The organism is Microbacterium sp. SCN 71-21, assembly GCF_001725695.1.
Lineage (GTDB): Bacteria > Actinomycetota > Actinomycetes > Actinomycetales > Microbacteriaceae > Microbacterium > Microbacterium ginsengisoli.
Genome location: NZ_MEGA01000013.1, coordinates 19,886 through 44,330 on the forward strand (window position 1 = coordinate 19,886; position 24,445 = coordinate 44,330).

The 24,445-nt window shown below is 71.2% G+C and carries 24 protein-coding genes; 14 read left to right on the plus strand and 10 right to left on the minus strand.

The window, feature by feature from the left end:
* Positions 1–109: 109 nt before the first annotated feature.
* Complete coding sequence (locus tag ABT08_RS03195; protein ID WP_288113974.1) at positions 110–1,018, plus strand: aldose 1-epimerase family protein; 909 nt, start codon at positions 110–112, stop codon at positions 1,016–1,018.
* A gap of 80 nt (positions 1,019–1,098) precedes the next feature.
* A complete protein-coding gene (locus ABT08_RS03200; protein ID WP_288113975.1) occupies positions 1,099–2,022 on the plus strand; it encodes an NADP-dependent oxidoreductase in 924 nt (307 codons plus the stop codon).
* A gap of 80 nt (positions 2,023–2,102) precedes the next feature.
* Here ABT08_RS03200 and ABT08_RS03205 read toward each other — a convergent pair whose 3' ends face one another.
* Both ABT08_RS03205 and ABT08_RS03210 read right to left on the minus strand, forming a co-directional pair.
* Complete coding sequence (locus tag ABT08_RS03205; RefSeq protein ID WP_056206277.1) at positions 2,103–2,441, minus strand: YciI family protein; 339 nt, start codon at positions 2,439–2,441, stop codon at positions 2,103–2,105.
* A gap of 44 nt (positions 2,442–2,485) precedes the next feature.
* Positions 2,486–5,605, minus strand: a complete 3,120-nt coding sequence (locus tag ABT08_RS03210; RefSeq protein ID WP_288113976.1) for an efflux RND transporter permease subunit — start codon at positions 5,603–5,605, stop codon at positions 2,486–2,488.
* Positions 5,606–5,871: 266 nt separating this feature from the next.
* Between ABT08_RS03210 and ABT08_RS03215 the strand changes: the two genes are divergently transcribed.
* The gene (locus ABT08_RS03215; protein ID WP_048809092.1) at positions 5,872–6,033 is read left to right on the plus strand and encodes a hypothetical protein; all 162 of its coding nucleotides are present in this window, start codon (positions 5,872–5,874) and stop codon (positions 6,031–6,033) included.
* A 111-nt stretch (positions 6,034–6,144) separates the two neighbouring features.
* On the opposite strand, the gene ABT08_RS03220 is transcribed toward ABT08_RS03215, so the two are convergent.
* A complete protein-coding gene (locus tag ABT08_RS03220; protein WP_137877188.1) occupies positions 6,145–6,900 on the minus strand; it encodes a MerR family transcriptional regulator in 756 nt (251 codons plus the stop codon).
* 191 nt (positions 6,901–7,091) lie between these two features.
* On the opposite strand from ABT08_RS03220, the gene ABT08_RS03225 reads away from it, so the two are divergent.
* The 3 genes from ABT08_RS03225 to ABT08_RS03235 all read left to right on the plus strand — a co-directional run bounded on the left by ABT08_RS03225 (position 7,092) and on the right by ABT08_RS03235 (position 8,952).
* Positions 7,092–7,937, plus strand: coding sequence for a DUF4097 family beta strand repeat-containing protein (locus tag ABT08_RS03225; protein WP_045247546.1), 846 nt, complete (start codon positions 7,092–7,094; stop codon positions 7,935–7,937).
* The gene (locus ABT08_RS03230) at positions 7,934–8,548 is read left to right on the plus strand and encodes a PadR family transcriptional regulator (protein WP_045247547.1); all 615 of its coding nucleotides are present in this window, start codon (positions 7,934–7,936) and stop codon (positions 8,546–8,548) included. The genes ABT08_RS03225 and ABT08_RS03230 overlap by 4 nt, the downstream gene beginning before the upstream one ends.
* Before the next feature lie 197 nt (positions 8,549–8,745).
* Positions 8,746–8,952, plus strand: a complete 207-nt coding sequence (locus ABT08_RS03235; protein WP_045247548.1) for a DUF3073 domain-containing protein — start codon at positions 8,746–8,748, stop codon at positions 8,950–8,952.
* A gap of 69 nt (positions 8,953–9,021) precedes the next feature.
* On the opposite strand, the gene purF is transcribed toward ABT08_RS03235, so the two are convergent.
* Both purF and purM read right to left on the minus strand, forming a co-directional pair.
* On the minus strand, positions 9,022–10,482 hold the full coding sequence (gene purF / locus ABT08_RS03240) for an amidophosphoribosyltransferase (protein ID WP_056206271.1): 1,461 nt from the start codon (positions 10,480–10,482) through the stop codon (positions 9,022–9,024).
* A gap of 7 nt (positions 10,483–10,489) precedes the next feature.
* Positions 10,490–11,629 (minus strand): phosphoribosylformylglycinamidine cyclo-ligase, encoded by a 1,140-nt coding sequence (gene purM, locus ABT08_RS03245; RefSeq protein ID WP_056206270.1) that lies wholly within the window; start codon positions 11,627–11,629, stop codon positions 10,490–10,492.
* A gap of 48 nt (positions 11,630–11,677) precedes the next feature.
* Between purM and ABT08_RS03250 the strand changes: the two genes are divergently transcribed.
* A complete protein-coding gene (locus ABT08_RS03250; protein WP_045247551.1) occupies positions 11,678–12,286 on the plus strand; it encodes a hypothetical protein in 609 nt (202 codons plus the stop codon).
* Positions 12,287–12,295: 9 nt separating this feature from the next.
* Here ABT08_RS03250 and ABT08_RS03255 read toward each other — a convergent pair whose 3' ends face one another.
* Positions 12,296–12,622 (minus strand): hypothetical protein, encoded by a 327-nt coding sequence (locus ABT08_RS03255; RefSeq protein WP_048809093.1) that lies wholly within the window; start codon positions 12,620–12,622, stop codon positions 12,296–12,298.
* A gap of 184 nt (positions 12,623–12,806) precedes the next feature.
* The gene (locus ABT08_RS03260; protein ID WP_288113979.1) at positions 12,807–15,641 is read right to left on the minus strand and encodes an HtaA domain-containing protein; all 2,835 of its coding nucleotides are present in this window, start codon (positions 15,639–15,641) and stop codon (positions 12,807–12,809) included.
* Positions 15,642–15,774: 133 nt separating this feature from the next.
* Here ABT08_RS03260 and ABT08_RS03265 point away from each other — a divergent pair, with 133 nt between their 5' ends.
* Genes ABT08_RS03265 through ABT08_RS03275 form a run of 3 tightly spaced genes read left to right on the plus strand, consistent with a single transcriptional unit; the run spans position 15,775 to position 18,730 of the window.
* Entirely contained in the window at positions 15,775–16,896 is a 1,122-nt protein-coding gene (locus ABT08_RS03265) for a heme/hemin ABC transporter substrate-binding protein (protein WP_235557464.1), read from the plus strand.
* A complete protein-coding gene (locus tag ABT08_RS03270; protein ID WP_288113981.1) occupies positions 16,893–17,954 on the plus strand; it encodes a FecCD family ABC transporter permease in 1,062 nt (353 codons plus the stop codon). The genes ABT08_RS03265 and ABT08_RS03270 overlap by 4 nt, the downstream gene beginning before the upstream one ends.
* Positions 17,951–18,730, plus strand: a complete 780-nt coding sequence (locus ABT08_RS03275; protein WP_288113982.1) for a heme ABC transporter ATP-binding protein — start codon at positions 17,951–17,953, stop codon at positions 18,728–18,730. Before ABT08_RS03270 ends, ABT08_RS03275 begins: the two co-directional genes overlap by 4 nt.
* Positions 18,731–18,811: 81 nt before the next feature.
* On the opposite strand, the gene ABT08_RS03280 is transcribed toward ABT08_RS03275, so the two are convergent.
* Positions 18,812–19,168, minus strand: coding sequence for a sterol carrier family protein (locus ABT08_RS03280; protein WP_045247582.1), 357 nt, complete (start codon positions 19,166–19,168; stop codon positions 18,812–18,814).
* 33 nt (positions 19,169–19,201) lie between these two features.
* On the opposite strand from ABT08_RS03280, the gene purD reads away from it, so the two are divergent.
* Positions 19,202–20,473: a phosphoribosylamine--glycine ligase gene (purD, locus tag ABT08_RS03285; protein ID WP_288113983.1), complete on the plus strand. Its 1,272-nt coding sequence runs from the start codon at positions 19,202–19,204 to the stop codon at positions 20,471–20,473.
* 70 nt (positions 20,474–20,543) lie between these two features.
* On the opposite strand, the gene ABT08_RS03290 is transcribed toward purD, so the two are convergent.
* Complete coding sequence (locus ABT08_RS03290; protein ID WP_156454804.1) at positions 20,544–21,977, minus strand: DHA2 family efflux MFS transporter permease subunit; 1,434 nt, start codon at positions 21,975–21,977, stop codon at positions 20,544–20,546.
* A 136-nt stretch (positions 21,978–22,113) separates the two neighbouring features.
* On the minus strand, positions 22,114–22,695 hold the full coding sequence (locus ABT08_RS03295) for a PadR family transcriptional regulator (protein WP_056206260.1): 582 nt from the start codon (positions 22,693–22,695) through the stop codon (positions 22,114–22,116).
* A 114-nt stretch (positions 22,696–22,809) separates the two neighbouring features.
* Here ABT08_RS03295 and ABT08_RS03300 point away from each other — a divergent pair, with 114 nt between their 5' ends.
* The 3 genes from ABT08_RS03300 to ABT08_RS03310 form a co-directional block, all read left to right on the plus strand.
* Positions 22,810–23,148 (plus strand): hypothetical protein, encoded by a 339-nt coding sequence (locus ABT08_RS03300; RefSeq protein WP_056206259.1) that lies wholly within the window; start codon positions 22,810–22,812, stop codon positions 23,146–23,148.
* Positions 23,149–23,168: 20 nt separating this feature from the next.
* Positions 23,169–23,594, plus strand: coding sequence for a GNAT family acetyltransferase (locus ABT08_RS03305; protein WP_056206256.1), 426 nt, complete (start codon positions 23,169–23,171; stop codon positions 23,592–23,594).
* 25 nt (positions 23,595–23,619) lie between these two features.
* Positions 23,620–24,445: phosphoribosylaminoimidazolesuccinocarboxamide synthase (locus ABT08_RS03310; protein ID WP_288113984.1), on the plus strand; the 826-nt coding region annotated here is incomplete at its 3' end.

Sequence of the window (24,445 nt, forward strand, 5' to 3'; positions counted from 1 at the left end):
GAATAGCGCACACCATCGGCCCCGAGGACTCACACAAGAAAGAAAACCGCGTCACGCGGTGTCCGAAGCCGACCCTCTATCTTAGCGCACGTCGCATTACGCTGAAGACATGAGTGCTGCGCCGGCCACGGGCATCCCGTTTCACATCGGTCGGGGCGCGGTCTCGGCGTCCATCGCCCCCGTCGGCGCGGCGCTGCGCGCGGTGACGGTCGACGGCGTCGATCTCGTGCCCGGCTACCCCGATGAGCTGCCCACACCCGCTGCGTGCGGGGTCGTGCTGGTGCCGTGGCCGAACCGTGTGCGTGCCGGAGCCTGGAGCCAGCGCGACCGCAGCTACCAGCTCGCGCTCACCGAGCCTCAGCTGGGCAACGCCTCGCACGGGCTGCTGCGCTTCGCCACGTATGCAGCCGACGAGGTCGCCCCGGACAGCGTCACCCTGCGGGCACCGGTCGTGCCCCAGACCGGCTATCCGTTCCACCTCGACACGCGCGTCACGTATCGCATCGCGGAGCGCGGCATCGAGGTACGTCATGAGATCACCAATGTCGGCGGAGAGGACGCGCCCGTCGCCGTCGGAACGCATCCGTACCTGCAGATCTCGGATGTCGCGACCGCCGACCTGACCGTCGAGATCGACGCCGCGACCCGCTATCTGCTCGACGACCGCAAGCTGCCCGTCGGTACCGCCCCGGTCGATGCCGCCCACGACCTGCGCACGCCGCGTCGGGTCGGCGACCTCGACATCGACACCGCGTACGCCGACCCGGTGCGCGACGACGAGGGGCGCATCCACGGGCTGCTGCGCGCCCCGGACGGACGCACCGTCGACCTCTGGGCGGGCGAGGGCTTCACCCACCTGCAGGCCTTCACCACCGACCGTTTCCCCGGCACCCCCGTCGCGATCGCGATCGAGCCGATGACGGCACCCGCCGACGCCCTCAACTCGGGCGATGGGCTGCGCTGGCTGGCGCCCGGTGAGAGCTGGCGACTGGTCTGGGGCATCGATCTCGTCGTGTGACCACGGATGACGACACCCCGCGCGTCGGGGGAATGGCGATGGATGCCGCGCGGTTGCGGCCTCCTCGGAAAGGAACTCCCATGAAGTCAGTGCAGATCGTGAGCTGGGGCACCACCGACGACCTCGAAGTGCGGGACATCCCCACGCCCGAGGCGGACGGCGGACAGGTGCGGGTGAAGGTGCAGGCGACGGGACTCAACCCCGTCGATTGGAAGATCATCGAGGTGATGCAGGACAAGCCGGGCGGCTATGGCGCCCACATCGTGCTGCCGTCGGGCAACGGCAACGACTACGCCGGTGTCGTCGACCAGGTCGGCGAGGGTGTCACGGGGGTCTCCGTCGGTGATGCGGTCTTCGGCGGCAGCCGCTACTTCGCGCAGGCCGAGTACGTCGTCGTCGACGCCGGCAGCGTCATCCCGATCCCCGACGGGCTCACCGTCGCGCAGGCCGGCGGACTCGACATCGTCGGCCGCACGGCTGTGGCGAGCGTCCGTCAGGTCGCACCGCAGGCGGGCGAGACCGTGCTCGTCTCGGCGGCCGCGGGCGGCGTCGGCGTCATCGCCGCGCAGCTGGTCCGCCTCGCGGGAGCCCGCGTGATCGGCACGGCGAGCCCTGCCAACCACGGCTACCTCACCGAACTCGGCATCGAGCCGGTCGCCTACGGCGACGGACTCGTCGAGCGTCTGCGCGAGCTCGCGCCCGAGGGCATCGACGCGGTGCTCGACAACCAGGGTCGCGCGACCCTCGAGGCCGCGGTCGAGCTCGGCGTGCCGACCGGACGCATCAACACGATCGCGGAGCACTCCTTCGCGGCGCAGCACGGCATCTCCTCCGTCGGCGGCGCGAAAGCCGACAATAAAGACCTGGCCGAGCTCGCCGGCCGCATCGCCGCGGGCGAGATCCTCTTCCCGATCGACTCGGTGTACCCGCTCGATCAGGTGACAGCGGCCTACGCGCACCTGAAGGCGGGCCACCTGCGCGGCAAGGTCGTGCTCGAACCGTGAGCACGGAGTCGGGTCGGCGCGCAGAGCCGCGTCGTCCCGACTGCTGCGGCCGGCCCGCTGCTGCGCTCGGCGCGTCGCGCTCAGTCCGCGGGCGGGCCGAGCAGCGGCCGCAGCTCGAGGCGGCGGTTGCACGCGCGTGAACCCTCGATCATCAGGGTGCGCGCGGCATCCTCATCGTCCGCCTCGATGATCCAGAACCCCGACGTCCACTCGGGCGCCTCGACGAGAGGTCCGTCGACGAGCACCGGATCGGCGCCGCGACCGTCGATGAGAACGGATGCCGCAGGATGCGCGAGGCCCGCCCCGAACACCCAGTGGCCGCCGTCGACGAGCGTCTGGTTGAAGACGTCGATCGCGGCCATCTCCTCAGGCGTCGCCGACGAGCTGCGACTGTCGACCACGTTCACCAGGAACTGCATGGGGTGATCATCCTCCCGGAGCCGGCGCCGCGCCACTCGTCCGGTCAGTGCGCGGGGCTCGCCTCCGCCACGGCCGAGGTCTTCGCCGCCCGACGCGCCTGACGACGCTCCTTGGCACCCTCGACGAGGTTGTAGAGCGTCGGCAGCACGAGCAGGGTGAGAAGCGTCGACGACACGAGCCCGCCGATCACGATGATCGCGAGCGGCTGCGAGATGAACCCGCCGTGCCCGGTGATGCCGAGCGCCATCGGGGTCAGCGCGAAGATCGTCGCGAGCGCCGTCATGAGGATCGGGCGCAGACGCCGCGAGCCGCCGGCGATGACGGCGTCGTGGGCCGAGAGACCCTTCTCGCGGTACTGGTTGACGAGGTCGACGAGCACGATCGCGTTCGTCACGACGATGCCGATGAGCATCAACACGCCGATGAGAGACGCGACACCGAGCGGCACGCCCGTGACGACCTGCAGGATGATGGCACCGGTCGCGGCGAACGGCACCGACACCAGCAGCAGCAGCGGCTGACGCAGCGACTTGAAGGTCGCGACCATGACGATGTAGACGATGAGGATCGCCGCGAGCAGCGCGAGCCCGAGCTGCGAGAACGCCGACGACTGATCGGAGGCGACACCGCCGATCGTGGCGGTCGCGCCACTGGGCAGCACGGTGTCCTTGAGCGCGGTGTTGACGCTCGCGGTCGCTGTCGCCAGGTTGTCGGTCGACGGCGTGATGGTGATCGCCGCGGTGCGCTGGCCACGGTCGGTCGTGATCGAGACCGGGCCCTGACTCTGCGCGACAGTGGCGAGCGAGTCGAGGCGCACCTCGCCGGCCGCCGTCGGGATCTGCAGCGCCTTGAGCGCATCGACAGTCGTGGGCACGTCGCTCGCCTGCAGGTAGACACTCACGCCGGTTCCGTTCAGCTCGACGGTGCCGACCTGCTGCGGACGCATGGTGTTCGAGACGATGCTCCCGACCGCGACCTCGGAGAGCCCGGCCGCGGCGGCCTTCGCACGGTCGACCGTGACGGCGATGAAGGGCAGCGAGGCGGACAGGTTGCTGGAGATCTGACCGATGCCCGCCTTCCCCTGCACGGCCTTCACGAGCGCGTCGCTCGACTGCTGCAGCGAGGACTCATCCGGTGCGGTGATGTCGATCTCGATGTTGCTCGACGTGAACCCGCCGCCCGACGCCTGCACCTGCACGGTGCCGACGTTCGGAAGCGCCGACAGCGTCGACTCCACGCGGGTGCGCAGATCGACCTGATCGACCGAGGCGTCGGTGGTGATCGAGTAGGTCACGCCTGACCCGCCGCCCGAGAAGGCGTCGCGCAACGACGACCCGCTCGAGCCGATCGAGGTCTGCACCGTCTGGACGCCGCTGACGCCCTTCAGCGCCTGCTCGACCTGTTTCGCTGCGGCGTCCTCGGAGTCGAGGCTGGCCGCGTTGCCGAGCGACTGCGTCACCGTGAGCGTGTTCTGACCGGAGTCGCCCAAGAAGTTGATCTTCATGAGCGGCGCCAGCCCGCCGGTGCCGACCAGCACGAGCACGGCGATGAGCAGTGTCACCCAGGAGTGCCTCAGCGTCCAGCGGATGATCGGCAGGTACGCCTTCTGCAGGCGGGTGGGCGGGGCATCCACGTGCTCGGGGTCGATCGGGGCGCCCGCGGCATCCGTCACGGGCTTGCCCGGCCGCAGGAACCAGTACGCCAGCACCGGCACGATGGTCAGCGCCACGAAGAGCGAGGCGACCATCGCCAGGGTGACCGTGAGCGCGAAGGGGCGGAACAGCTCGCCGGTGATGTCGCCGACGAAGGCGATCGGCAGGAAGACGGCCACGGTGGTGAGCGTCGAGGCGCTCACCGCGGTCGCGACCTCGCGCACCGCCTTGATGATCGAGGGGAGCTTCTCGGCATCGCCGACGTAGTGACGTTTGATGTTCTCGATGACGACGATGGAGTCGTCGACGACGCGGCCGATCGCGATCGTCAGCGCACCGAGGGTCAGGATGTTGAGCGAGTACCCGAACGCCTGGATGCCGATGAAGGTGATGAGCACGCTCGTCGGGATCGAGATGGCCGTGACGAGCGTCGAGCGCACCGACAGCAGGAACAGCAGGATCACCACGACCGCGAACACGAGTCCGAGCAGTCCCTCTTCGGCGAGCGACTGGATCGACTGCTCGATGAACGGCGCCTGATCGAAGACGACGGTGAACGAGCCGCCGCCGAGCTGGGTGGTGAGATCCGGCAGCGCGTCGCGCACCTCGCGGGAGACGTCGACGGTGTTCGCGGACGGGAGCTTCGTGATCGCGATCGTGAGGGACGGCTCACCGTTCACTCGGGAGATCGAGGTGATCGGCGCCTGGCCGAGCGTGACGGTGGCGACGTCGCCGATCGTGACAGCGCCCTTCAGCAGCTGCGGCGCGGTCGTGGGCACGAGCGGGAGTGCGGTGATCTGATCGACCGACGTCAGTTTGGTGCCGGTCTGCACCGTGAGGGTCTGGTCGCCCTCGGTGATCGTTCCGCCGGGGAAGAGGATGCCGTTCTGCGACAGGGCGTCCTTGACGGCGGTCTGCGTGTAGCCGTGTGCGGCGAGCTTTGCCGGATCGGGGACGATCGTGACCTGCTGGGCCCGCCCGCCGACGATCTGGGCGGCGTTCACACCCGCAAGCTGCTGCAGCTTGGGCGCGATGACCGACTCGAGGCGCGCCTGGGCTGCCGCCTCGTCGGAGTATCCCGACACCGCGACCTGGATGACGGGGAAGTCGGACACGCTCGCGGTCACCACACTCGGGTCGACGCCGCTGGGCAGCGTGCTCTTGATGCGGTCGATCGCGAGCGAGACCTTCTGCTCGGCGGTGGTGAGGTCGGTGCCGTACGTGAACGACGCCTGCACGATCGACGAGTTGGCGGTGCTGGTCGCACTCGAGGACTCGAGACCGGGCACCCCCTGGATCGCCGTCTCGATCGGGGTCGAGACATCGTTCGAGACGACCTCGGGCGATGCCCCGGGGTAGCTCGAGACGATCGCGAGCTGCGGGAACTCGACGGAGGGGATGAGCTCCTGCTTGAGGCTCGTGAGCGCGATGCCACCGAAGATCGCCACGACGATGGTGACGAGGGCGATCAGAGCGCGGTTCTTGAGGCTGAGGACGGCGAGGTGCGACACGGTCGGCCTTCGTGATCGTTGACGGATGCCGGAGTCCGGCCGATACACGTCTGTATCGGGGTCAGTATCGCACGCCGATCCTTCTGTATGACTGAGGGATGCTGCCGGTCGCGGCCGCGGCATCCGTCACCGCCGACGGCCGCGCTAGCACCGGGGCGCGGGCGTCGTCAAGCCTGGGCCGGCGGGCGGGGCGTGATGCCACTCTGGGCGTGCGCCGTCGTGCGCCTCTGCGAGGAGACCCCTCGCGCCGACCCACCGGAGGATCCATGAACATCGCCCTGGTTCTCATCATCGTCATCGCCATCGTGGTGGCGATCGTCAGCGGACTGAACGCCGCCCTCAGCTGGTTGCTGTGGGTCGCGCTGATCGTGGGCGTCATCGCGCTCATCGCATTCCTGCTGAGGGTCATCGGCGGCCGCAAGGCCTGACGCTTCCCCCGGACGTCGCGCGTTTCGGGTGCGCGCGCCGTCGACTCTCCGTCCCCCCAAGGAGAGCGGATGCCGCGGCTTTCTGCCGCGGCATCCTTTTGTGTCCGGGCATCACGTGTCGGCGCGATCGGCCCACATGCGAAGCGCGTCGCGCACGAACGTCGCACCGTCGACGCCGCCGTAGTTCGCGGCGAAACGCGGATCGGCGACGTACATGTCGCCGAGGCCGCGCACGTAGGCGCGTACGTCGCCGCCGTCGCCCGCGGGCGTGCCGGGAATCGCGCACAGCCAGGCGACGTGACGGTCGGCGAGGCGTTGCGCGTCGTCGCCGGACGGATCCTCCCCGGCGATCGCCGCGGCGCGCCAGTCGGACTGCAGCGCGCGGGAGCGCTCCTGCCACGCGGCGCGATCGTCGGCGCTCATGCCGCGCCACCACGCGTCGCTGCGGGCGTAGGCATCCGCGCCCCAGCGCCGCTCGACCTCCTCGCGGTGCTCCTCGTGGGCGAACCCGTCGAACATGTTCTCGGCCATGAGCCGTTCTCCTCTCCGGAGTGCGTGGATGGTGTGGGTGACGGATGCCGCCTGTCGCCGCAGCCGCTCCTGCCGGCGTTCGATGGCGTCGAGGTGGACCTCGAGCGCCGTGGCCGTGTCGGCGTCGCGGTCGAGCGCGGCAGCGATGTCGGAGAGCGGCAGCCCGAGCTCCCGCAGCAGCAGGATGCGCTGCAGGCGCACGAGCGCGGCGTCGTCGTACAGGCGGTAGCCGGCGGCGGTTGTCGAGGACGCCGGCAGGAGTCCGATCGCGTCGTAGTGCCGCAGGGTGCGGCTCGTGACGCCGGCGATGCGGGTGACGTCCGTGATGCTGCGCATGCGGTCTCCGTTCGTCGGGGTGCGGCGCCGGCGAGGATGTCCGTCGGCGTCGGGTTCGAGCGTAGGGATTGACGCCGCGTCAAGGTCAAGCCCGCGACATCCGATTCTCGATCAGCGCTTACGCAAACGCGATATATCGTGTTATCGTCACAGCACGCGATATATCGCGTTCATCGAACCAGGAGAACGACATGACCCCTGAGAAGTGGCTCATCCACCCGGGCGAGACCCGGGTCATCGACATCGCATCCGCGACCGCCCTCAAGGTGGGGCTCGTGGGCGGCGAGGTCGACATCGTCGCCCACGACGAGCCGACCGTGCGCATCGAGGTGCACGGCGTCACCGTCAAAGACCTCCGGGTCGAGGTCGACGGCGACCGCGTCGAGATCGACCACCCCCAGCTGCGGTGGGACAACTTCCTCGAGGTGTTCCGCAACTTCGGCTCGGGCGGCCCCAAGGCCGAGATCAGCGTGGCCGTCCCCCGCGACATCGCGCTCACCCTCGGCGTCGTCAACGCGAGCGCTCTCGTCGCCGGCCTCCAGCGCGACGCGCGTCTCAACACCGTCTCGGGCGACATCATCGTCGACGGCCACACCGGATCGCTCACCCTCAACGCGGTGTCGGGCGACGTCCAGGTGCGCGGGCTCGAAGGTCGACTCGGCGCCAACAGCGTGTCGGGCGACGTCGCCGCGACGGGCGTCATCACCAAGGCCGACGTCGACACCGTGTCGGGCGCGCTGCTGTTCGACTCGACCGGCCCGGTGCATCAGATCGGCTTCAACACGGTGTCGGGCGACGCGACCGTGCGTCTGGACCCCGACCTCGCCGTCAACTACGTGCTGCGCAGTGTCAGCGGGAAGGTGCAGCTCGACGGCATCGTGCATCGCGGCAACGGCCCGGGCGTGAACTTCACCGGATCGATCGGCGAGCTCAGCGGCTCGTTCGCCGACGTGCGCGTCAACTCGGTCTCGGGCGACGTCACGCTGCTGCGCCACACCCCCGACGCGGCGCTCTCCCCTGAGGACGGTGCCCGATGACTCCCGCGGTCTTCTCCCACGGCGACCTGCGCCTCTACCTGCTGAACCTGCTCGACGAGTCCCCCCGACACGGCTACGACCTCATGCAGGCCCTCGCCGACCGCACCGGCGGTACCTACACGCCAAGCGCCGGAACCATCTATCCGCGGCTGTCGAAGCTGGAGGAGGAGGGGCTCGTCACCAAGACCGTCGACGGACGCAAGACCGTCTACGAGATCACCGACGCCGGACGCGCCGAAGTGGCATCCCGCCGGGGCGACCTCGACGGCATCGAGGCGCACCTGTCGGACTCGGTGCGCCTCATCGCCGAAGAGGTGCGCGGCAGCGTGCGCGACGCGATGAAGAGCCTGCGCGCCGACCTCGCGGCGGCCAAGGCCGACCAGCGCAGCCACACCCCGCGATCGTTCGTGACCGAGCCCGACGACCGCGCCGACAGCCGCGAGCAGGTGCGCCGACTCGACGTCGTGGTGAACGAGTTCCGCGCCCAGGTGCGCGCCGACGCCCGCACCCACGTCGCGCGCGGCGGGGAGCTCGCCGCGACCGTGGTCGACGAGGTGGAGCGCGCACTCGACGAGGCCGCGCGGGAGCTGACCCGGGCCCTGCGGCGCTGAGTGCCGCTGCGGTTCTCGGATGCCGCACCCCGGCGTCCGGCACCATGGCGACACCGTGCGCATCGCCCCGCACCCTGCACGGAGGCGGGGCGATGCGCCGTGTTATTCTGAGTGCTATTCTTCCCGGCTCCTCAGCCGGACTCGTGGATACGTCGGGCCCCTCGAAGCCCGCTTCTCAGATCGTGAGGGGGTCTCGCATGGGGCGTGGCCGTCAAAAGGCGAAGCACACCAAGATCGCCCGTGAGCTCAAGTCGTACAGCCCGAGCGTGAACTACGCCGCGCTGGAGCGTGAGCTCGGGCATCCCAGCGACGAGGGCGACCAGTACGTCGACAAGTGGGCCGACGAGTACGACGACGAGGACGAGCTCGAAGAGGAAGACGCCTTCGACAACGAGAAGGCCTGAGCCCGACCCGCTCTCACCCGCCACGTGGCGCCGACGCGGGCACGCGGCATCCGCTCGCGACGACCGCCCTCAGGACGTCTGCGTGCCCTCGACCCAGGCCAGGTATTCCTCACTGACCGTGCCCGTGACGTAGCGGCCGTCGAAGCAGCTCATGTCGAGATCCTCGACGTCGGAGCCCTCGAGGATCGCCGCCTTCAGGTCGTCGATCTCCTGGTAGACCATGTAGTCGGCGCCGAGCTCCTTGGCGATCTCGGGGATCGTGCGGCCGTGGGCGACGAGCTCGTGGCGGGAGGGCATGTTGATGCCGTAGACGTGCGGGTAGCGCACCGGCGGCGCGGCCGATGCGAACGTCACGCTCTTCGCGCCCGCGTCGCGCGCCATCTGGATGATCTCCTTGCTCGTCGTGCCGCGCACGATCGAGTCGTCGACCAGCAGCACGTTCTTGCCCTTGAACTCGCTCGACATCGCATTGAGCTTCTGGCGCACGCTCTTCTTGCGCACCGCCTGGCCGGGCATGATGAACGTGCGGCCGATGTAGCGGTTCTTGTAGAAGCCCTCGCGGTACTCGATGCCGAGCTTGCGGGCCACCTGCATCGCCGCGGGACGCGACGAGTCGGGGATCGGCATGACCACGTCGATCGTGCCGGCCGGGGTGTACTTCGCGATGGTGTCGGCCAGACGGTCGCCCATGCGCAGGCGCGTCTCGTAGACCGAGATGCCGTTCATGATCGAGTCGGGACGCGCGAGATAGACGTACTCGAACGAGCACGGGAAGAGCGTGGCCTGCTCGGCGCACTGCCGCGTGTGCAGCGTGCCCTCGAGGTCGATGAACACGGCCTCCCCCGGCAGCACGTCGCGCACGACCTCGAAGCCGGCGTTCTCCAGCACGAGCGACTCGGATGCCACGATCCACTCGTAGCGGCCGTTGGCGGCCTGGCGGGTGCCGATGATCAGCGGGCGGATGCCGAACGGGTCGCGGAACGCGAGGAGACCATACCCGGCGATGAGAGCGATCGTGGCGTACGAGCCCTCGACGCGGCGGTGCACGCGGCTCACCGCCTCGAAGATCTGGTCGGGGTCGAGCTCGAGCCCCGAGATGACCTGCTGCAGCTCGCCGGCGAGCACGTTCACGAGCAGCTCGGTGTCGGAGCTCGTGTTGAGGTGCCGGCGGTCCTTGTGGAACAGCTCGTCGGTCAGTTCACGCGTGTTGGTGAGGTTGCCGTTGTGCACGAGCACGATGCCGTAGGGGGCGTTCACGTAGAACGGCTGCGCCTCCTCCTCGCTCGACGCGGTGCCCTTCGTCGCGTAGCGCACATGACCGAGCCCGATCTCGCCCAGCAGCGACCGCATGTCGCGGGTGCGGAAGGCCTCGCGCACCTGCCCGCGCGCCTTCACCTGATGGAAGACGCCGCTGCGCTCGGCGGTGGCGATGCCCGTCGAGTCCTGCCCACGGTGCTGCAGCAGCAGCAGGGCGTCATAGATCTCCTGATTGACCAGCCCTTGGCCGACCATGCCGACGATGCCGCACATAGAGGTGTTACTTCGCTCCGGGGGTGAGGTGGGTGGCGGGGCCGCCGGCGTAAGCGCCGACGAGACGGACCGAGCCGCCGTCGACCCCCTTGGCGCCATGCTCGAAGTGGCCGTCGGGCAGGGCGCCGTCGCGCACGACGCCGACCTGCCACGTGGGGATGCCGGCATCGATGAGAGCGGATGCCGCGGCATCCGCCTTGTCGGCCGAGACGATCGCGAGGAAGCCGATGCCGAGGTTCCAGGTGCCCTCGGTCTCGACGAGGTCGAGCTGGCCGAGGTCGGCGAGCACACGGAAGACGGGCGCGGGCGACCAGGTGGAGCGGTCGAGCTCGACCCAGGTCGACCGGGGCAGCACCCGGGCGAGGTTGGCGGCGATGCCGCCGCCGGTGACGTGGCTGAGCGCATGGATGCGGTCGCCGAACGCGTCGATGAGGCCGAGCAGCGGCGTCGTGTAGAGACGGGTCGGCTCGAGAAGCGCCTCACCCCACGTCGTGCCGAAGTCGGCGGCGTTGTCGCCGTACTGGATGCCCGCACGCGCGACGATGTGGCGCACGAGCGAGAAGCCGTTCGAGTGGAGTCCGCTCGAGCCGAGCGCGAGCACGACGTCGCCGGACTGCACGCGCTCGTAGCCGAGCACGCGATCGGCCTCGACCACTCCGGTCGCCGCGCCCGCCACGTCGTAGTCACCGATGCCGAGCAGCCCCGGGTGCTCGGCGGTCTCGCCGCCGACCAGGGCCGTGCCGGTCTCGGCGCAGCCGTGCGCGATGCCGCGCACGATGTCGGCGATGCGCTCGGGGAAGACCTTGCCGCACGCGATGTAGTCGGTCATGAACAGCGGCTTCGCACCGACCACGACGATGTCGTCGACGACCATGCCGACGAGATCCTGGCCGATGGTGTCGTGCTTGTCGATGGCCTGCGCGATCGCGACCTTCGTGCCGACGCCGTCGGTGCTGGAGGCGAGCAGCGGGCGCGTGTAGCCCGTGAGCGCCGAGGCGTCGAACAGCCCCGCGAACCCGCCGACACCGCCGAGCACCTCGGGTCCGTGCGTGCGCTTGACGGCGGACTTCATGAGCTCGACCGCCAGGTCACCCGCCGCCGTATCGACACCGGCCTCGGAATACGGATTGCGCGGGGAATCGACCACGCGCCCAGCCTACCCGCGACGCGCGCACCTCCGCCCTACACTGGCGCCATGAGCGCCGGGGATGCGCAGTGGGTGGTCCGTGAGGATGCCGGACGCCCGGTTCTCCTCGCCCTCTATCTGAGGCAGGTGCTGGGGCTCCGCTCCCCTGACGAGCTGCCGGTGCTGCGCGGCATCCCTCTCGCCGACCCCGCCCGCGACGCCGACCTGCAGCAGACCCTCGAACGGCAGTGGCGCGCGTTCTGGGCCATGACGGTCGAGCCGCAGGCGCATCCGTCGCCCGTTCCCCTCGCGCTGGTCGGCGGATTCGAGACGCTCGTCGCCCTGCCGATCGAGGGAGCCGACGAGCTGCGCCAGCACATCGCCCCGCACGCGCGGCCGGCGCTCGCGTACGCCGAGCGTGCACACGAGTCGTATCGTGCGGATGCCGCCGCCACCCCGCGCGCGTCGGCGCGGGCGTACCGCAGCGCGATCGCCGATCACGAGCGGCAGGTGGGCCGCCCCGCCCACTCGTTCGAACTGAACGTGCAGGTGCTACCGCTGGCTCAGCGCGGCGTGTGGTGGATCGGCTCACTCACGATCGCGGTGACCGACGGGCTGCGCGACGACGTGGTGGCGTTCGACTCGGCGCTGCACCCGATCATCGCCGACCTGGCGTGACCGGGCGCGTCACTCCTCGATGCGGATGCGGTCGCGCTCGACCTCGACCTCGACGACCCGGCGGCCGACGGTGCGATCGAGCACCACAGCGACCAGCAGCGCCAGCAGCACGCCGACGGCCACGCACACGAGCAGCAGGAAGCCGAAGACCTGCAGCTGCGTGTAGGTGACGCCCGTCACGCTCGTCTCGTCCGCACCGTGGAACGCGAAGGTCAGCACCATCGCGGCCACGAGCCCGACCGCCGCGCCGATCACGAGGAAGACCGTGAACTTCGGCGCGCGCCGCACCGTCGCGCGCTGGCGCACGGGGGCCGAGGTGTCGGGGGTGTCGCTCACGTCTCCATTGTCGCACCGTGGTCGCCGCGCGGCTTCCGCGGCGGGAACCGCACAGCGCGCGGCGATGTCGGTGAGACGGCACGGTGCGACAATGGAGACGTGAGCGACCCCCCCGACACCTCGGCCCCCGTGCGCCAGCGCGCGACGGTGCGGCGGACCGACCGGCCGGCTGACCGACCGGGGCTCAGGCCCGGCGGCGCCGCACCACCAGCACCGCGGCGAGCACGGCGGCCGCGAGCAGCACGCCGCCGCCCACGAACCACGGCCACACGAGCGCGGTGTCATCGGAGGTGAGCTCGGCGCCCGCGGCCGTGACCTCGGTTGCGCCCGACCCGCTCGAGGACTGCGCCGCGGCCGCGCACCCGGACGGCAGGGCGATCGACGCCGACACCGGATCGAGCTGCTCCCCGGCCGAGTACGTGCCGAACGCCGCTGCGCCCGCAGGGGTGAGGGTGGTGGCGGCATCCGTCAGGGTGATGCCGGCTGCGTCCCGCACCGACGGGGTCAGGGCGAACTGGGCGAACCGCACGTCGTGCTGCGCCACGGCCTCACCGGCCTGGGTCGTGCCGGTCACGTCGAACACGAGATAGCCGACGTCTCCGGCGAACTCGATCCGCGCGTTCGCGAGCGTCGTGTCCAGAGCGCCGCCGTGACCTGTGAACCGGACGCTGCCGCCGAACATGACCGTGCCGACCAGCGCCTCGGGGTCGACGGCGCCGGTGCCCGTGGCCCACGAGAACACCGGGTAGGCGTAGGTCACGCCCTCGAGCTGCCAGCCGCCGGCGGCGATACCCTCGATGTAGGTGCGGAACGACTCCTTGACGCCCCAGTCGAGCGTCGCGGCGGTCGCCTGGCAGGTGCCGAGCGCTGTCGCGACGGCGCGGGTGAGGGTGAACGGGATGCCGCGGCTCACCGACCCCTGGAACGTCAGCGTGTGTGCGCCGTCGGCGAGGGTCGCCGGCAGCGTGCCGGTCCAGGTGGCGGTGCCCGAGGCATCCGCCGCCACCGTGTCGAGCAGCGTCGGCGTCGAGTAGACGACGATCGAGATGCCGGTCTCGCCCGACTGGAAGCCGCTCGCCGTGACGGTCACGCGGTCACCGGACTGCAGCGCGGCGAGGGTCGCCTCGTCGAGCTCGATGCCCGTGGTCGCCGGCGGGGTCGCCGGGATCGATCGGGTGGTGCGGACCGCACTCGACGCGGTCGCGACCGTGCCCGTCGCGCCCGCAGGCGCCGCCGCCGCCGCGCCGACGGTGAAGGTGAGCGGGTCGAGCGTGGTGGCGTTCCCGCCGAACACCTGTGTGCGGCCGGCGTCGGTGAGGGTCGCCGCCACACCGGCGTAGGTGACGGCGCCGCTCGCCTCGGTGCGGGTGGCGCCCGCGAGCTCGAGGGTGGCGAAGACGACCTCCCGACCGCCCGAGGTGACCACGAGGGCGCCCGCGGTCGCCGACGTCAGGCGGATCTGCGGGTTGGCGACGGTGACGTCCAAGATGCCCCCGTGCCCGACGTATCGCACCGAGCCGACGTACGAGACGGTTCCCATCGAGCCGTCGAACGTGCTGCCTGCGGCCTGACCGAAGCGGTAGACGCCGTCACTCAGGGTCGCGCCTCCCGACACGATCACGCTGCCGTGGGCGATCGGACCGGTCACGTAGCGCGTGAAGCTCGACGAGATCGGCCATGAGAGCGATCCGCCGGCCACCGTCTCGGGGGCGGGGGCGGTCGGCGTCGGCGTTGGTGTGGGCGTCGGGGACGACGTCGGGTTCGGCGTGGGCGTGTCGGTCGGGGTCGGGGTGCCGGGGAAGACCTGCTGCCACTGAGCCTCGGTGACGGCCAGGTCGGCGCGGGCGTACAGGGTGCCCGCCGACGGGAGGGTGTGCTGCTGCCACACGATGACCTCGTAGTCGAGCGCGGGGTCGAGCTTTGCGGCGGGCGCGATCAGGTCGGTACTCAGCACGCCGCCGGTGATGCCGCGCGCCCACGTCATCGCTGCGGAGCCGTCGGAAGCGGTGACATCCGCCTCGGTTCCCTTCTCGATGAGTGCGACGTACGCGCCGGAGACCGAGCCGAGCCCGGTCGCGTCGACATGCACGGCGAGGCCCTGATCGGCCGTGGCAGAGGTGACGGATGCCGCAGCCCGCCGATCGGGCGCGAAGGTGATCGGCACCGCCCGCTCGGCCGCGGCCTGCACGACGCCGCCGGCGCCGACGGTGAAGACGGCCAGGCTGCCGCCCTCGATCTTGACGGCGTCGAGCGCGGCCTGGGTCACGTCGACGGTCCACTCGGCTCCGACGGTGCCGTCGGCGGCGACCGTCCATTTCGTGGGGGCGAACGAGTTGGCGGCGTCGGCGACCCACGTCGATGCGGCGTTCGAGCGCGCCGACGACAGGGCACCCTCGGACGGGCGCCACGTGGGCGCGAGCCAGCCGACCTGGATGTAGAAGCCCGCCTTGCCGGCCCCGTAGCGGGAGACGGCGGAACCGTCGTAGCCGCTGGCGATGACCGTGAGGGTCTGGCCCTGCGGGTCGAGACCGGAGGTCTGAGAGACGGTCAGCGACGGGGTCGCGGGCACCGGCGCGTAGGTCAAGGACTGCGTGACCCGCTGCGACGCGTCAGGGATGCCGTGAGCCTTGCGGGCGAACAGCACGTAGGACGTGCCGTCCGTCGCGGCGGGCACCGTGACATCCACTTGGAAGGATCCGTCGGCGTTCATCGGCGCCGTGCGACCCAGGCCGGGAAGGTCGCCGTCGGTGTTCGCGACGTCGAGCCAGACGGTGAAGGTGTCGCTCGATGCGCCCTCCGCTCGAACGCCCAGGTAGAGCCCGGGGGATGCGGAGCTGAAGCCGGAACCGGTCACGGTGACGGCACCGCCGGCGCGCGGGACGAGACCGGCCGACAGCGTGGGCGAATCGGCCGCGACGGCGAGCTGCGTCGGCACGACGAGGCCCATGATCACGAGCAGCATCGCGACCACGGACGCGATGACGGGACGGGGAGAACGGGGTGGTGCGAGGGAACTCACGGCATGCTCCTGCGGGCGCCGGGACACGGCGCGGATCGGGATGGGAAGGAACGAGTTAGGGTGACCTAACCTCCCTTGCACGCTAGAGGTCCCGCTGAGAGATCGTCAAGTTTTAGGTTAGCCTTGCCTAAATATGAGCCTCTCTCACCGCATCCGTTCGACGTCGGCTGCGCTCGCTGCCACGGCCCTCGCGATCACCCTCACCGCGTGCGCGAGCGCCGGAAGCACGGCATCAGCGACCTGCGACACCCCGGCATCGGCCGCCGCCGTCGTCGACGCGCGCGGCCTCACCGGCGTCACCACCGCCTGCCTCGATGACCGGGCAATCACCCCGGTCGCCGATCAGACCGCGGCCGTGCTGCCCACGACCGTCGTCGACGCCGAGGACCGGAGCGTCACCGTCGCCTCGATCGAACGCATCCTGCCTATCGACATCTCCGGCACGATCGCCGCCACCGTCTTCGGACTCGGACTCGGCGACCACGTCGTCGGCCGTGACTCGTCGACGACCTTTCCGGGCGCGGAGAACCTGCCCGTCGTCACGCAGGGCGGCCACACGCTCAACGCGGAGGCGATCCTGTCCCTCGCGCCGACGGTCGTGCTCACCGACACGACGATCGGCCCGAAGGAGGTGCGCCAGCAGCTGCGCGACGCCGGCATCGCGGTCGTCGTGATCTCATCCGAGCGGAGGCTCGACGGCACGGCGGCTCTCACCGACGAGATCGCGCGCGCTCTCGGGGTGCCGAGCCGGGGCTCCGCCCTCGCGGCACGGCTGACGGCGGACGTCGCGGCGGCGCAGGCCGAGGTCGCGGCGACGGATGCCGCATCCGCCCGCCCCCGCGTGCTGTTCCTCTACGTGCGCGGCAGCGCGAACGTGTACTACATCTTCGGCCGGGACTCCGGCGCCGACTCCCTCATCGAGGCGATCGGCGGCATCGACGTCGCCGGCGAGATCGGCTGGGAGGGGATGCGTCCGATGACAGCGGAGGCTCTCGCCGCCGCGCAGCCCGACGTGCTGCTGATGATGACCGACGGGCTCGCCTCAGTCGGCGGCATCGACGGACTGCTCGAGCGGGTGCCGGCCCTGCAGCAGACGCCCGCCGGAGAGCACCGCCGGGTCGTCGACATGGCCGACGGGCAGATCCTGGCGTTCGGGCCACACTCCGCCGACGTGGTGCGCGCGCTCGCCGCGGCGCTGCGCACTCCCGGCGACGACGCCCCGGGTGCCGGCGCGAGCGCAACCCCCGCCTCATGAGCGGCGAGACCGTGCTGCCGGCGCCCGCACGCGCGGGCCGCGGGCGCTTCGCGACCACCGTCGTCGTGCTCGCCGTCGCGCTCCTGGTCACCCTCGTCATTTCGCTCGGGGCGGGTCAGTACCCTCTCAGCCCGATGCAGGTGGTCGAGGCGCTCTGGCATGCGCTCTCCGGGCATGCCGCCCCCTCCCCCGCCGCCGGAGTCGTCACGAGCGTGCGCCTGCCGCGCATCGTGCTCGGCGTGCTCGTGGGCGCGGCCCTCGCCGTCTCGGGTGTCGCGATGCAGGCCATCTTCGGCAATCCGCTCGCCGACGCCGGAGTGGTCGGCGTCTCGTCCGGCGCAGCCCTCGGCGCCGCGGCCAGCCTCACCTTCGGGCTCAGCGTGCTCGGCACGTGGACGACTCCCGCACTCGCCTTCGTCGGCGGACTCGCCGCCGTGCTCGCCGTGTACGCCATCAGCCGGTCGGGTGGGCGCACAGAAGTCGTGACCCTGCTGCTCACCGGCATCGCGATCAACGCGATCGGCGGCGCCGGCCTCGCTCTGCTCACTTTCCTCGGCACGTCGTCGACCCGGGAGCAGATCGTCTTCTGGCAGCTCGGCAGCCTGAACGGCGCGCTCTGGTCGAGCATCGCGCTCGTCGCCCCGCTCGTGATCGCCGGTGTCGTCGCGACGATCGTGGTGGCTCGGCGCCTCGACCTGCTCGCCCTCGGCGAGCGCACGGCGCGCCATCTCGGGGTGCGCGTCGAGGCGCTGCGGCTGTTCGTGATCGTGGTCGTCGCCGTGCTGGTGTGCGCGGCGGTGTCGTTCGCGGGCATCATCGGCTTCGTCGGGCTCGTCGTCCCGCACCTCATGCGCATGCTCATCGGCCCCGGCCATCTGCGCCTCACGGTTGCGAGCGCACTGGGCGGCGCCCTGCTGCTCGCGATCGCCGACCTCATCGCGCGCACCGCGGTGCCTCTCGCGGACCTGCCGATCGGCATGCTCACCGCCCTCGTCGGAGGGCCGTTCTTCCTCTGGCTCCTCGTGCGCACGCGTCGGCAGGCGGGGGGCTGGGGATGACCGAACGGATGCTGCGCGCCGCGGGCGTGCACGTGCAGATCGCCGGGCGTGCGACGTCTCTGCTCGCCGACGTCGACCTCGCAGTGCGCCCCGGCACCTTCCACGCCCTCGTCGGCCCGAACGGCGCGGGGAAGTCGACCCTGCTCGGCGTGCTCGCCGGCGACATCGGGCCATCCGCCGGCGCGGTCACGCTCGACGGCACCCCGCTCGACCGTCTCGGGTCTCGAGCGCTCGCCCGGCGCCGGGCCGTGCTGCTGCAGCAGAACACGGTGTCGTTCGCGTTCCGCGCCCGGGAGGTGGTGGCGATGGGTCGCGCTCCGTGGCAGGGGAGCGCCGCGGCATCCGAGGATGACGACGTGATCGCCGAGGCACTCGCCGCCACCGATGTGACCCACCTCGCCGACCGCGTCGTGACCTCGCTCTCGGGCGGCGAACGCGCCCGGGTGGGGCTCGCGCGCGTGCTCGCGCAACGCGCGGATGTGCTGCTGCTCGACGAGCCGACCGCGGCGCTCGACCTGCGCCACCAGGAGGACGTGCTGCGCATCGCGAGGGATCGAGCCCGGGCGGGCGACGCCGTGGTCGTCGTGCTGCACGACCTCAACGCGGCGCTCGCCTATGCGGACACGGTCACCCTGCTCGCCGCGGGGCGCGTCGTTGCGACCGGGAGCGCCGCCGACGTGCTCACCCCGGAGCGGGTGAGCGAGGTCTACGGGCAGCCGGTCGATCGCCTGACCGACGCCGCCGGCATGCCTGTGCTCGTGCCGCGACGCCGGTGAGAAGGCACGCCGCGCGGCGGGCGGGGTTCCGCGCGGCGCGCGGCGTGCCTTCCAGTGCCGCGCGCGGCGGAGCGCCGCGGCTCAGGGGCGCAGCGGCAGCAGATCGGAGATGTCGGCGCGCACGCCCGACGCGACGATGAGGCCGGCGGCCGCGGCATCCGCCCACGACCGCTGGCCCGTCGCGAGGGCGATCCAGGTGCGCGCGTCGGTCTCGACGACGTTCGGCGGCGTGCCGCGCGTGTGCCGCGGACCCTCGATGACCTGCACGGCCCCGAACGGCGGCACCCGCACCTCGACCGTGTGCCCGGGCGCCTTCTCGAGGAGCAGCTGCAGCAGGTAGCGCACCGCCGTCGCCAGATCGGCGCGGGCCGGCGCGTCGGTCGCGGCGACCGCCGCGAGGGCGGCCCGGCCGTCGCCGGTGTCGATCTTCGGGGGCACAGCTCGACGGTAGCCCGTCGGTAGGCTGACCGGGTGAGAATCCTCGTCCTCGGCTCGGGCGCGCGCGAGCACGCCATCATCCTCTCGCTGCGCTCGGAGGACGAGGAGCACGTCATCTTCGCGGCCCCCGGCAACGCCGGCATCGCCCGCGACGCCGCCCTCGTCGACCTCGACCCGGTCGACCCCGCGGCCGTCACCGCCTTCGCACTCGAGCACGACATCGCCCTCGTGGTGATCGGCCCCGAGGCGCCGCTCGTCGCCGGCGTCGCCGACGCGGTGCGCGAGCGCGGCATCCCCGTCTTCGGCCCGAGCCGCGCTGCCGCCCAGCTCGAAGGCTCGAAGGCGTTCGCGAAGCGCATCATGGATGCCGCGGGCGTGCCGACCGGGCGGGCGATCCGCGCGCACGATCTGGCGTCGACCGCCGCGGCGCTCGACGATCTGGGCGCCCCCCACGTCGTCAAGGCCGACGGGCTCGCCGCCGGCAAGGGCGTGATCGTGACGAGCGACCGCGAGGCCGCCCTCGCCCACGCCGCCCGCTACCTGCCGTCGGGACCGGTGCTCGTCGAGGAGTTCCTCGACGGACCCGAGGTGTCGCTCTTCTTCCTCAGCGACGGCGACCACGTGCTGCCGCTCTCCCCCGCCCAGGACTTCAAGCGTCTGCGCGACGGCGACGAAGGCCCGAACACCGGCGGCATGGGCGCCTACTCGCCCCTCCCCTGGCTGTCGGAGCGCTTCGGTGGCGAGGAGGAGTTCGTCGAGCTCGTGACCCGGGACGTCGCCGAGCCCGTCATCCGTCAGCTCGACTCCGAGGGCACCCCGTTCATCGGGCTCCTCTACGCGGGCCTCATCATCACGGAGGCGGGCGTGAAGGTCATCGAGTTCAACGCACGCTTCGGCGACCCCGAGACCCAGATCGTGCTGCCGCGCCTCATCGATCCGCTGTCGCGGCTGCTGCTGGCCGCGGCATCCGGCACGCTCGAGGACCAGCCGAAGCCCGCCTTCGCCGACGCGGTCGCGGTGACGGTCGTGCTGGCGAGCGAGGGCTACCCGGATGCCCCGCAGACCGGACGCGCTCTCCGCGGGCTCGACGCCGCCGACGCCGTCGACGGCGTCCACGTCGCGCACGCCGCGACTGCCGACACCGAGCAGGGACTCATCGCCACCGGGGGTCGCGTGCTCAACGTGGTCGCGCTCGGATCCACCTTCGGCGAGGCGCGGGAGCGCGCCTACGACGCCCTGTCCCGCATCGAGCTCGACGGCGGCCAGTACCGCACCGACATCGCCGCGCGCGTCGTGGAGCACTGAGCCGCGGCATCCGCCCCTGCACACCACGAGGCCCGCACCCTGATCGGGGTGCGGGCCTCGTGGTGTCGGGTCAGTGGCCGCCGGCCGAGGCAGCAGGCTCGCCGGCGGGAGCGCCCGCGCCGTAGGTCGGCGCCGGTACCTTGCGCAGGAACAGCGCGGCGATCACCGCGACGAAGATCACCACGATCGGCAGGATCATCGTCTGCGCCATCGCCGTCGCGAACGGTCCCGCGATCATGCTCGGGAGGGCGCCGGCGGTGAAGTCGCCCGTGTGCGAGCCCGCTCCGGGAAGGTTGTCCTGGAGCCGCCCCTGCATGAAGGCGGCGACCGCGGCGGAGCCGATGACCGAGCCGATCGTGCGGGTGGTGTTGTAGATGCCCGCGCCGGCGCCCGCCTGGCGGGGCGGCAGGTTGCGGGTCGCCGAGGTGGCGAGCGGCCCCCACATTCCCGCGTTGCCGATACCCATGAGCGCCGAGGGCAGCAGGAATGCCCACACCGGGGTGTCGGGCTTCATGATGAGGGCGTACCAGACGAGGGATCCGGCGACCGCGAGCAGGGCGGGAACGAGCATGAGGCGCGGGTCGATGCGGTCGAGGAGACGACCGGCGACCGGCGCGAGACCGCCCGCGAACAGCGCCATGGGGATGAGCAGCAGCGCCGACTCGGTCGGCGTTCGCCCGAGGGCGAGCTGGTAGAAGAACATCAGCGGCAGCGACATGCTCGTCACGGTGAAGCCGACGGCGGCGATGCCGAGGTTGGCGGCGGAGAAGTTGCGATCCCGGAACAGCCCGAGCGGCACGAGCGGCTCGCTCTTGGTGCGCGCCTGGGTCCACACGAAGAGGACGAGAAGCACCACGCCCCCGGCGATCATCGTCCAGATCCAGCCGTTCCAGTCGTAGCTCTCCCCCTCCTGCAGGCCGAAGACGATGAGGAACAGCGCGGCGGCGCTCAGCACGACCCCGACGAGGTCGAACTTGTGGGGGTGGGTGGGCAGCTTCGGCACGAGGATGACGGCCATGACGAAGCCGATGATGCCGACCGGCAGGTTGACGAAGAAGATCCACTCCCAGCCGAGGCCGTCGACGAGCAGGCCGCCGGCGAGCGGGCCGACGAGCATGGCCACACCGGCCGTCGCGCCCCACAGGCCCATGGCGGCACCGCGCTGGTTCGGCGGGAAGGTGCGCGTGATGACGGCCATGGTCTGCGGCGTGACCAGGGCCGCGCCGAGGCCCTGCACGGCGCGCATCGCGATGAGCATCGGAAGGGTCGTGGACAGTCCGCAGCCGACCGAGGCGAGCGTGAAGACGGCGAGACCGATGAGGTAGATGTTCTTCGGGCCGAATCGGTCGCCGAGACGTCCGGTGATCAGCAGCGGCACGGCGTAGGTGAGCAGGTAGGCGCTCGTGACCCACACGACGTTGTCGAGGTTGGAGGTCGCGGGATCGAGCGCCGCCTTGATGGCGGGGTTGGCGACGGAGACGATCGTGGTGTCGACCAGGATCATGAAGAAGCCGATGATGAGGGCCCACAGCGCGGGCCACGGGCTGCGCGGGTGGGCGGCCGCGGGGGTGCGGGTCGCTCCGGTGGAGGTCTGGCTCACGGGGTGCCTTTCTGGCGAAGAGGATGCGGGGGGTCGGGGCTCACGCGGACGCGTGCACGCCCCACGGGTAGGCCTGGGTGACCAGGTCGTCGAGGAGTCGGTCGATCCAGGCGAGGTCGGCGGTGAGCAGCGCCTGCTGCCGCACGATCTCGACGAGGTATTGGGGCTCGGACCCGCGGGCGTCGGCATCGCAGCGCATGCGGGCGATGTCGTCGGCCTCGGCCTCGAGCGCGGCGCGGCGCTCACGCAGCAGCGCGACGGTCTCGGTGCGGTCGAGGTTGTGGGCCTCGGCGAGCGCGATGCGGAACGAGGCGGGCCGGTCGATGCGGGGAAGCTCGCGACGCACCCAGGCTGCGACCGTCTCGTCCCCTTCGGGGGTGAGGGCGTACGTGGTTCGCTCGGGGCGGTTGCCGTCGCGGTCGACACCGGTCTCGACGATCAGCTCGGCGGCGGCGAGCTTGGCCACCGCGTGGTAGAGCGTGCCGTTCGCGAGTGTGAGGAGGCGGTCTTCGCGTCGCTCGCGCAGCAGCCGCATCATCTCGTAGGGATGCATCGGGCCTTCGCGCAACAGAGCGAGCACCATGACCCCCATGGGGCTGAGGCGATCGACGTGGTCCGACATGATTACTCCGAGTTGATTAGTCCATGTGGACTATATACCCCGCCGGCGGCATCGGAAGCCGCTCCGGAAAGATCGTGCTCGGGGGCACCGACATCCGCGCCCTACGATGTGCGCATGGTCGATCACGCCGCGCGCGACCGCGCCCACGAGGCATTCGACCCCATCGCCCAGCGCTATCTCGCGCGCGACGGGGTCGACATCGGGCGCATGTTCGGCTCCGAGGGTCTGCGCGTGAGGGGCAAGGTGTTCGCCTTCGTCGGGTTCGACGGCGGCCTCATCCTCAAACTCCCCGAGGCCCGCGTGGACGAGATCTCCGCAGAGGGCTGGGGCACACGCATGGCGATGCGAGGGCGGCCGATGCGGGAGTGGGCGGTGCTCGATGTCGCCGAACTCGCGCATTGGGACGCCGCGGTCGGAGAAGCCTTCGCGTTCGTCGACGAACTCACCGAGTGAGCCCCCGCTAGCCTCGGGGCATGCCCCGCGACATCCGACCCCTGCGGCCCGCCGACATCGAGGCCGTCGTCGCACTGTGGGAGGAGAGCGGGCTCACGCGGCCCTGGAACGACCCGCGCCGCGACATCGAACGTGCACGCACGCTGTGGCCCGACCTGCTGCTCGTCGCCGCGGACGACGATGCGATCGTCGGGACGGTGATGGCGGGCTACGACGGGCACCGTGGGTGGCTGTCGTACCTCGCGACCAGCCCCCGGAACCGTGGCGAGGGCATCGGCCGCGCGCTGGTCGCCGAGGCCGAGTCCCGTCTCACCGCTCTCGGCTGTCCGAAGGTGCAGCTCATGGTGCGCGCCGGCAACGAGCAGGTGCTGGGCTTCTACGATGCGCTCGGATACGAACGCGTCGACGTGACGGTGACCGGCAAGCGCCTCATCGCCGACGCGTGACGGGCGCGCCCGCGATAATGGGCGGGTGACGAGCACCCCCGCACTCCCCGGCTGGCGACACGTGTACTCCGGCAAGGTCCGCGACCTGTATGTGCCCGACGACACGGCAGCGGATGCCGCGGCCTCCCGCCTCCTCGTCGTGGCGAGCGATCGGGTGAGCGCCTTCGACCATGTGCTCGAGCCGGGCATCCCCGGGAAGGGCGCCGTGCTGACGCAGCTGAGCCTGTGGTGGTTCGACCGCCTCGCGGGCGGCGACGGGGGGCGCGGCATCCCGAATCACCTCACGGGAGACGAGCCCCCGGCGGCGGTCGCCGACCGCGCGATGGTGGTCGCCGCCCTCGACATGCAGCCGATCGAGTGCGTCGTGCGCGGCTATCTCACCGGGTCGGGCTGGGCGGAGTACCGGCAGTCGGGCACGGTGTGCGGCATCCCGATCGTGGCGGGTCTGACCAACGGCGACCGGCTGCCCGAGCCCATCTTCACGCCCGCGTACAAGGCGCCGCTCGGCGAGCACGACGAGAACATCACCTTCGAGCGCACCATCGAGCTCGTCGGGGTCGAGAACGCCGAGACGCTGCGCGCCCTCTCGCTCGAGGTCTACGGCCGCGCGGCCGCAGCGGCGGAGGAGCGCGGACTGATCCTCGCGGACACGAAGTTCGAGTTCGGCCTCGACGCGAACGGCGTGATGACGCTCGCGGACGAGGTGCTGACCCCCGATTCGTCGCGCTATTGGGATGCCGCGGCCTGGCGCACCGGCGAGACCCCGGCCGAGCGCATGGCGAGCTTCGACAAGCAGATCGTGCGGGACTGGCTGAGCGCGCACTGGGACGGTGCCGGTGAGCCGCCGACGC

Excerpts from the sequence above, each read along its gene's own strand:
- ABT08_RS03195 (WP_288113974.1), top strand. The coding sequence starts at position 110 with ATGAGTGCTGCGCCGGCCACGGGCATCCCGTTTCACATCGGTCGGGGC.
- ABT08_RS03200 (WP_288113975.1), top strand. The coding sequence starts at position 1,099 with ATGAAGTCAGTGCAGATCGTGAGCTGGGGCACCACCGACGACCTCGAA.
- ABT08_RS03205 (WP_056206277.1), bottom strand. The coding sequence starts at position 2,441 with ATGCAGTTCCTGGTGAACGTGGTCGACAGTCGCAGCTCGTCGGCGACG.
- ABT08_RS03215 (WP_048809092.1), top strand. The coding sequence starts at position 5,872 with ATGAACATCGCCCTGGTTCTCATCATCGTCATCGCCATCGTGGTGGCG.
- ABT08_RS03220 (WP_137877188.1), bottom strand. The coding sequence starts at position 6,900 with ATGCGCAGCATCACGGACGTCACCCGCATCGCCGGCGTCACGAGCCGC.
- ABT08_RS03225 (WP_045247546.1), top strand. The coding sequence starts at position 7,092 with ATGACCCCTGAGAAGTGGCTCATCCACCCGGGCGAGACCCGGGTCATC.
- ABT08_RS03230 (WP_045247547.1), top strand. The coding sequence starts at position 7,934 with ATGACTCCCGCGGTCTTCTCCCACGGCGACCTGCGCCTCTACCTGCTG.
- ABT08_RS03235 (WP_045247548.1), top strand. The coding sequence starts at position 8,746 with ATGGGGCGTGGCCGTCAAAAGGCGAAGCACACCAAGATCGCCCGTGAG.
- purF (WP_056206271.1), bottom strand. The coding sequence starts at position 10,482 with ATGTGCGGCATCGTCGGCATGGTCGGCCAAGGGCTGGTCAATCAGGAG.
- ABT08_RS03250 (WP_045247551.1), top strand. The coding sequence starts at position 11,678 with ATGAGCGCCGGGGATGCGCAGTGGGTGGTCCGTGAGGATGCCGGACGC.
- ABT08_RS03265 (WP_235557464.1), top strand. The coding sequence starts at position 15,775 with ATGAGCCTCTCTCACCGCATCCGTTCGACGTCGGCTGCGCTCGCTGCC.
- ABT08_RS03270 (WP_288113981.1), top strand. The coding sequence starts at position 16,893 with ATGAGCGGCGAGACCGTGCTGCCGGCGCCCGCACGCGCGGGCCGCGGG.
- ABT08_RS03275 (WP_288113982.1), top strand. The coding sequence starts at position 17,951 with ATGACCGAACGGATGCTGCGCGCCGCGGGCGTGCACGTGCAGATCGCC.
- ABT08_RS03290 (WP_156454804.1), bottom strand. The coding sequence starts at position 21,977 with ATGATCCTGGTCGACACCACGATCGTCTCCGTCGCCAACCCCGCCATC.
- ABT08_RS03295 (WP_056206260.1), bottom strand. The coding sequence starts at position 22,695 with ATGTCGGACCACGTCGATCGCCTCAGCCCCATGGGGGTCATGGTGCTC.
- ABT08_RS03300 (WP_056206259.1), top strand. The coding sequence starts at position 22,810 with ATGGTCGATCACGCCGCGCGCGACCGCGCCCACGAGGCATTCGACCCC.
- ABT08_RS03305 (WP_056206256.1), top strand. The coding sequence starts at position 23,169 with ATGCCCCGCGACATCCGACCCCTGCGGCCCGCCGACATCGAGGCCGTC.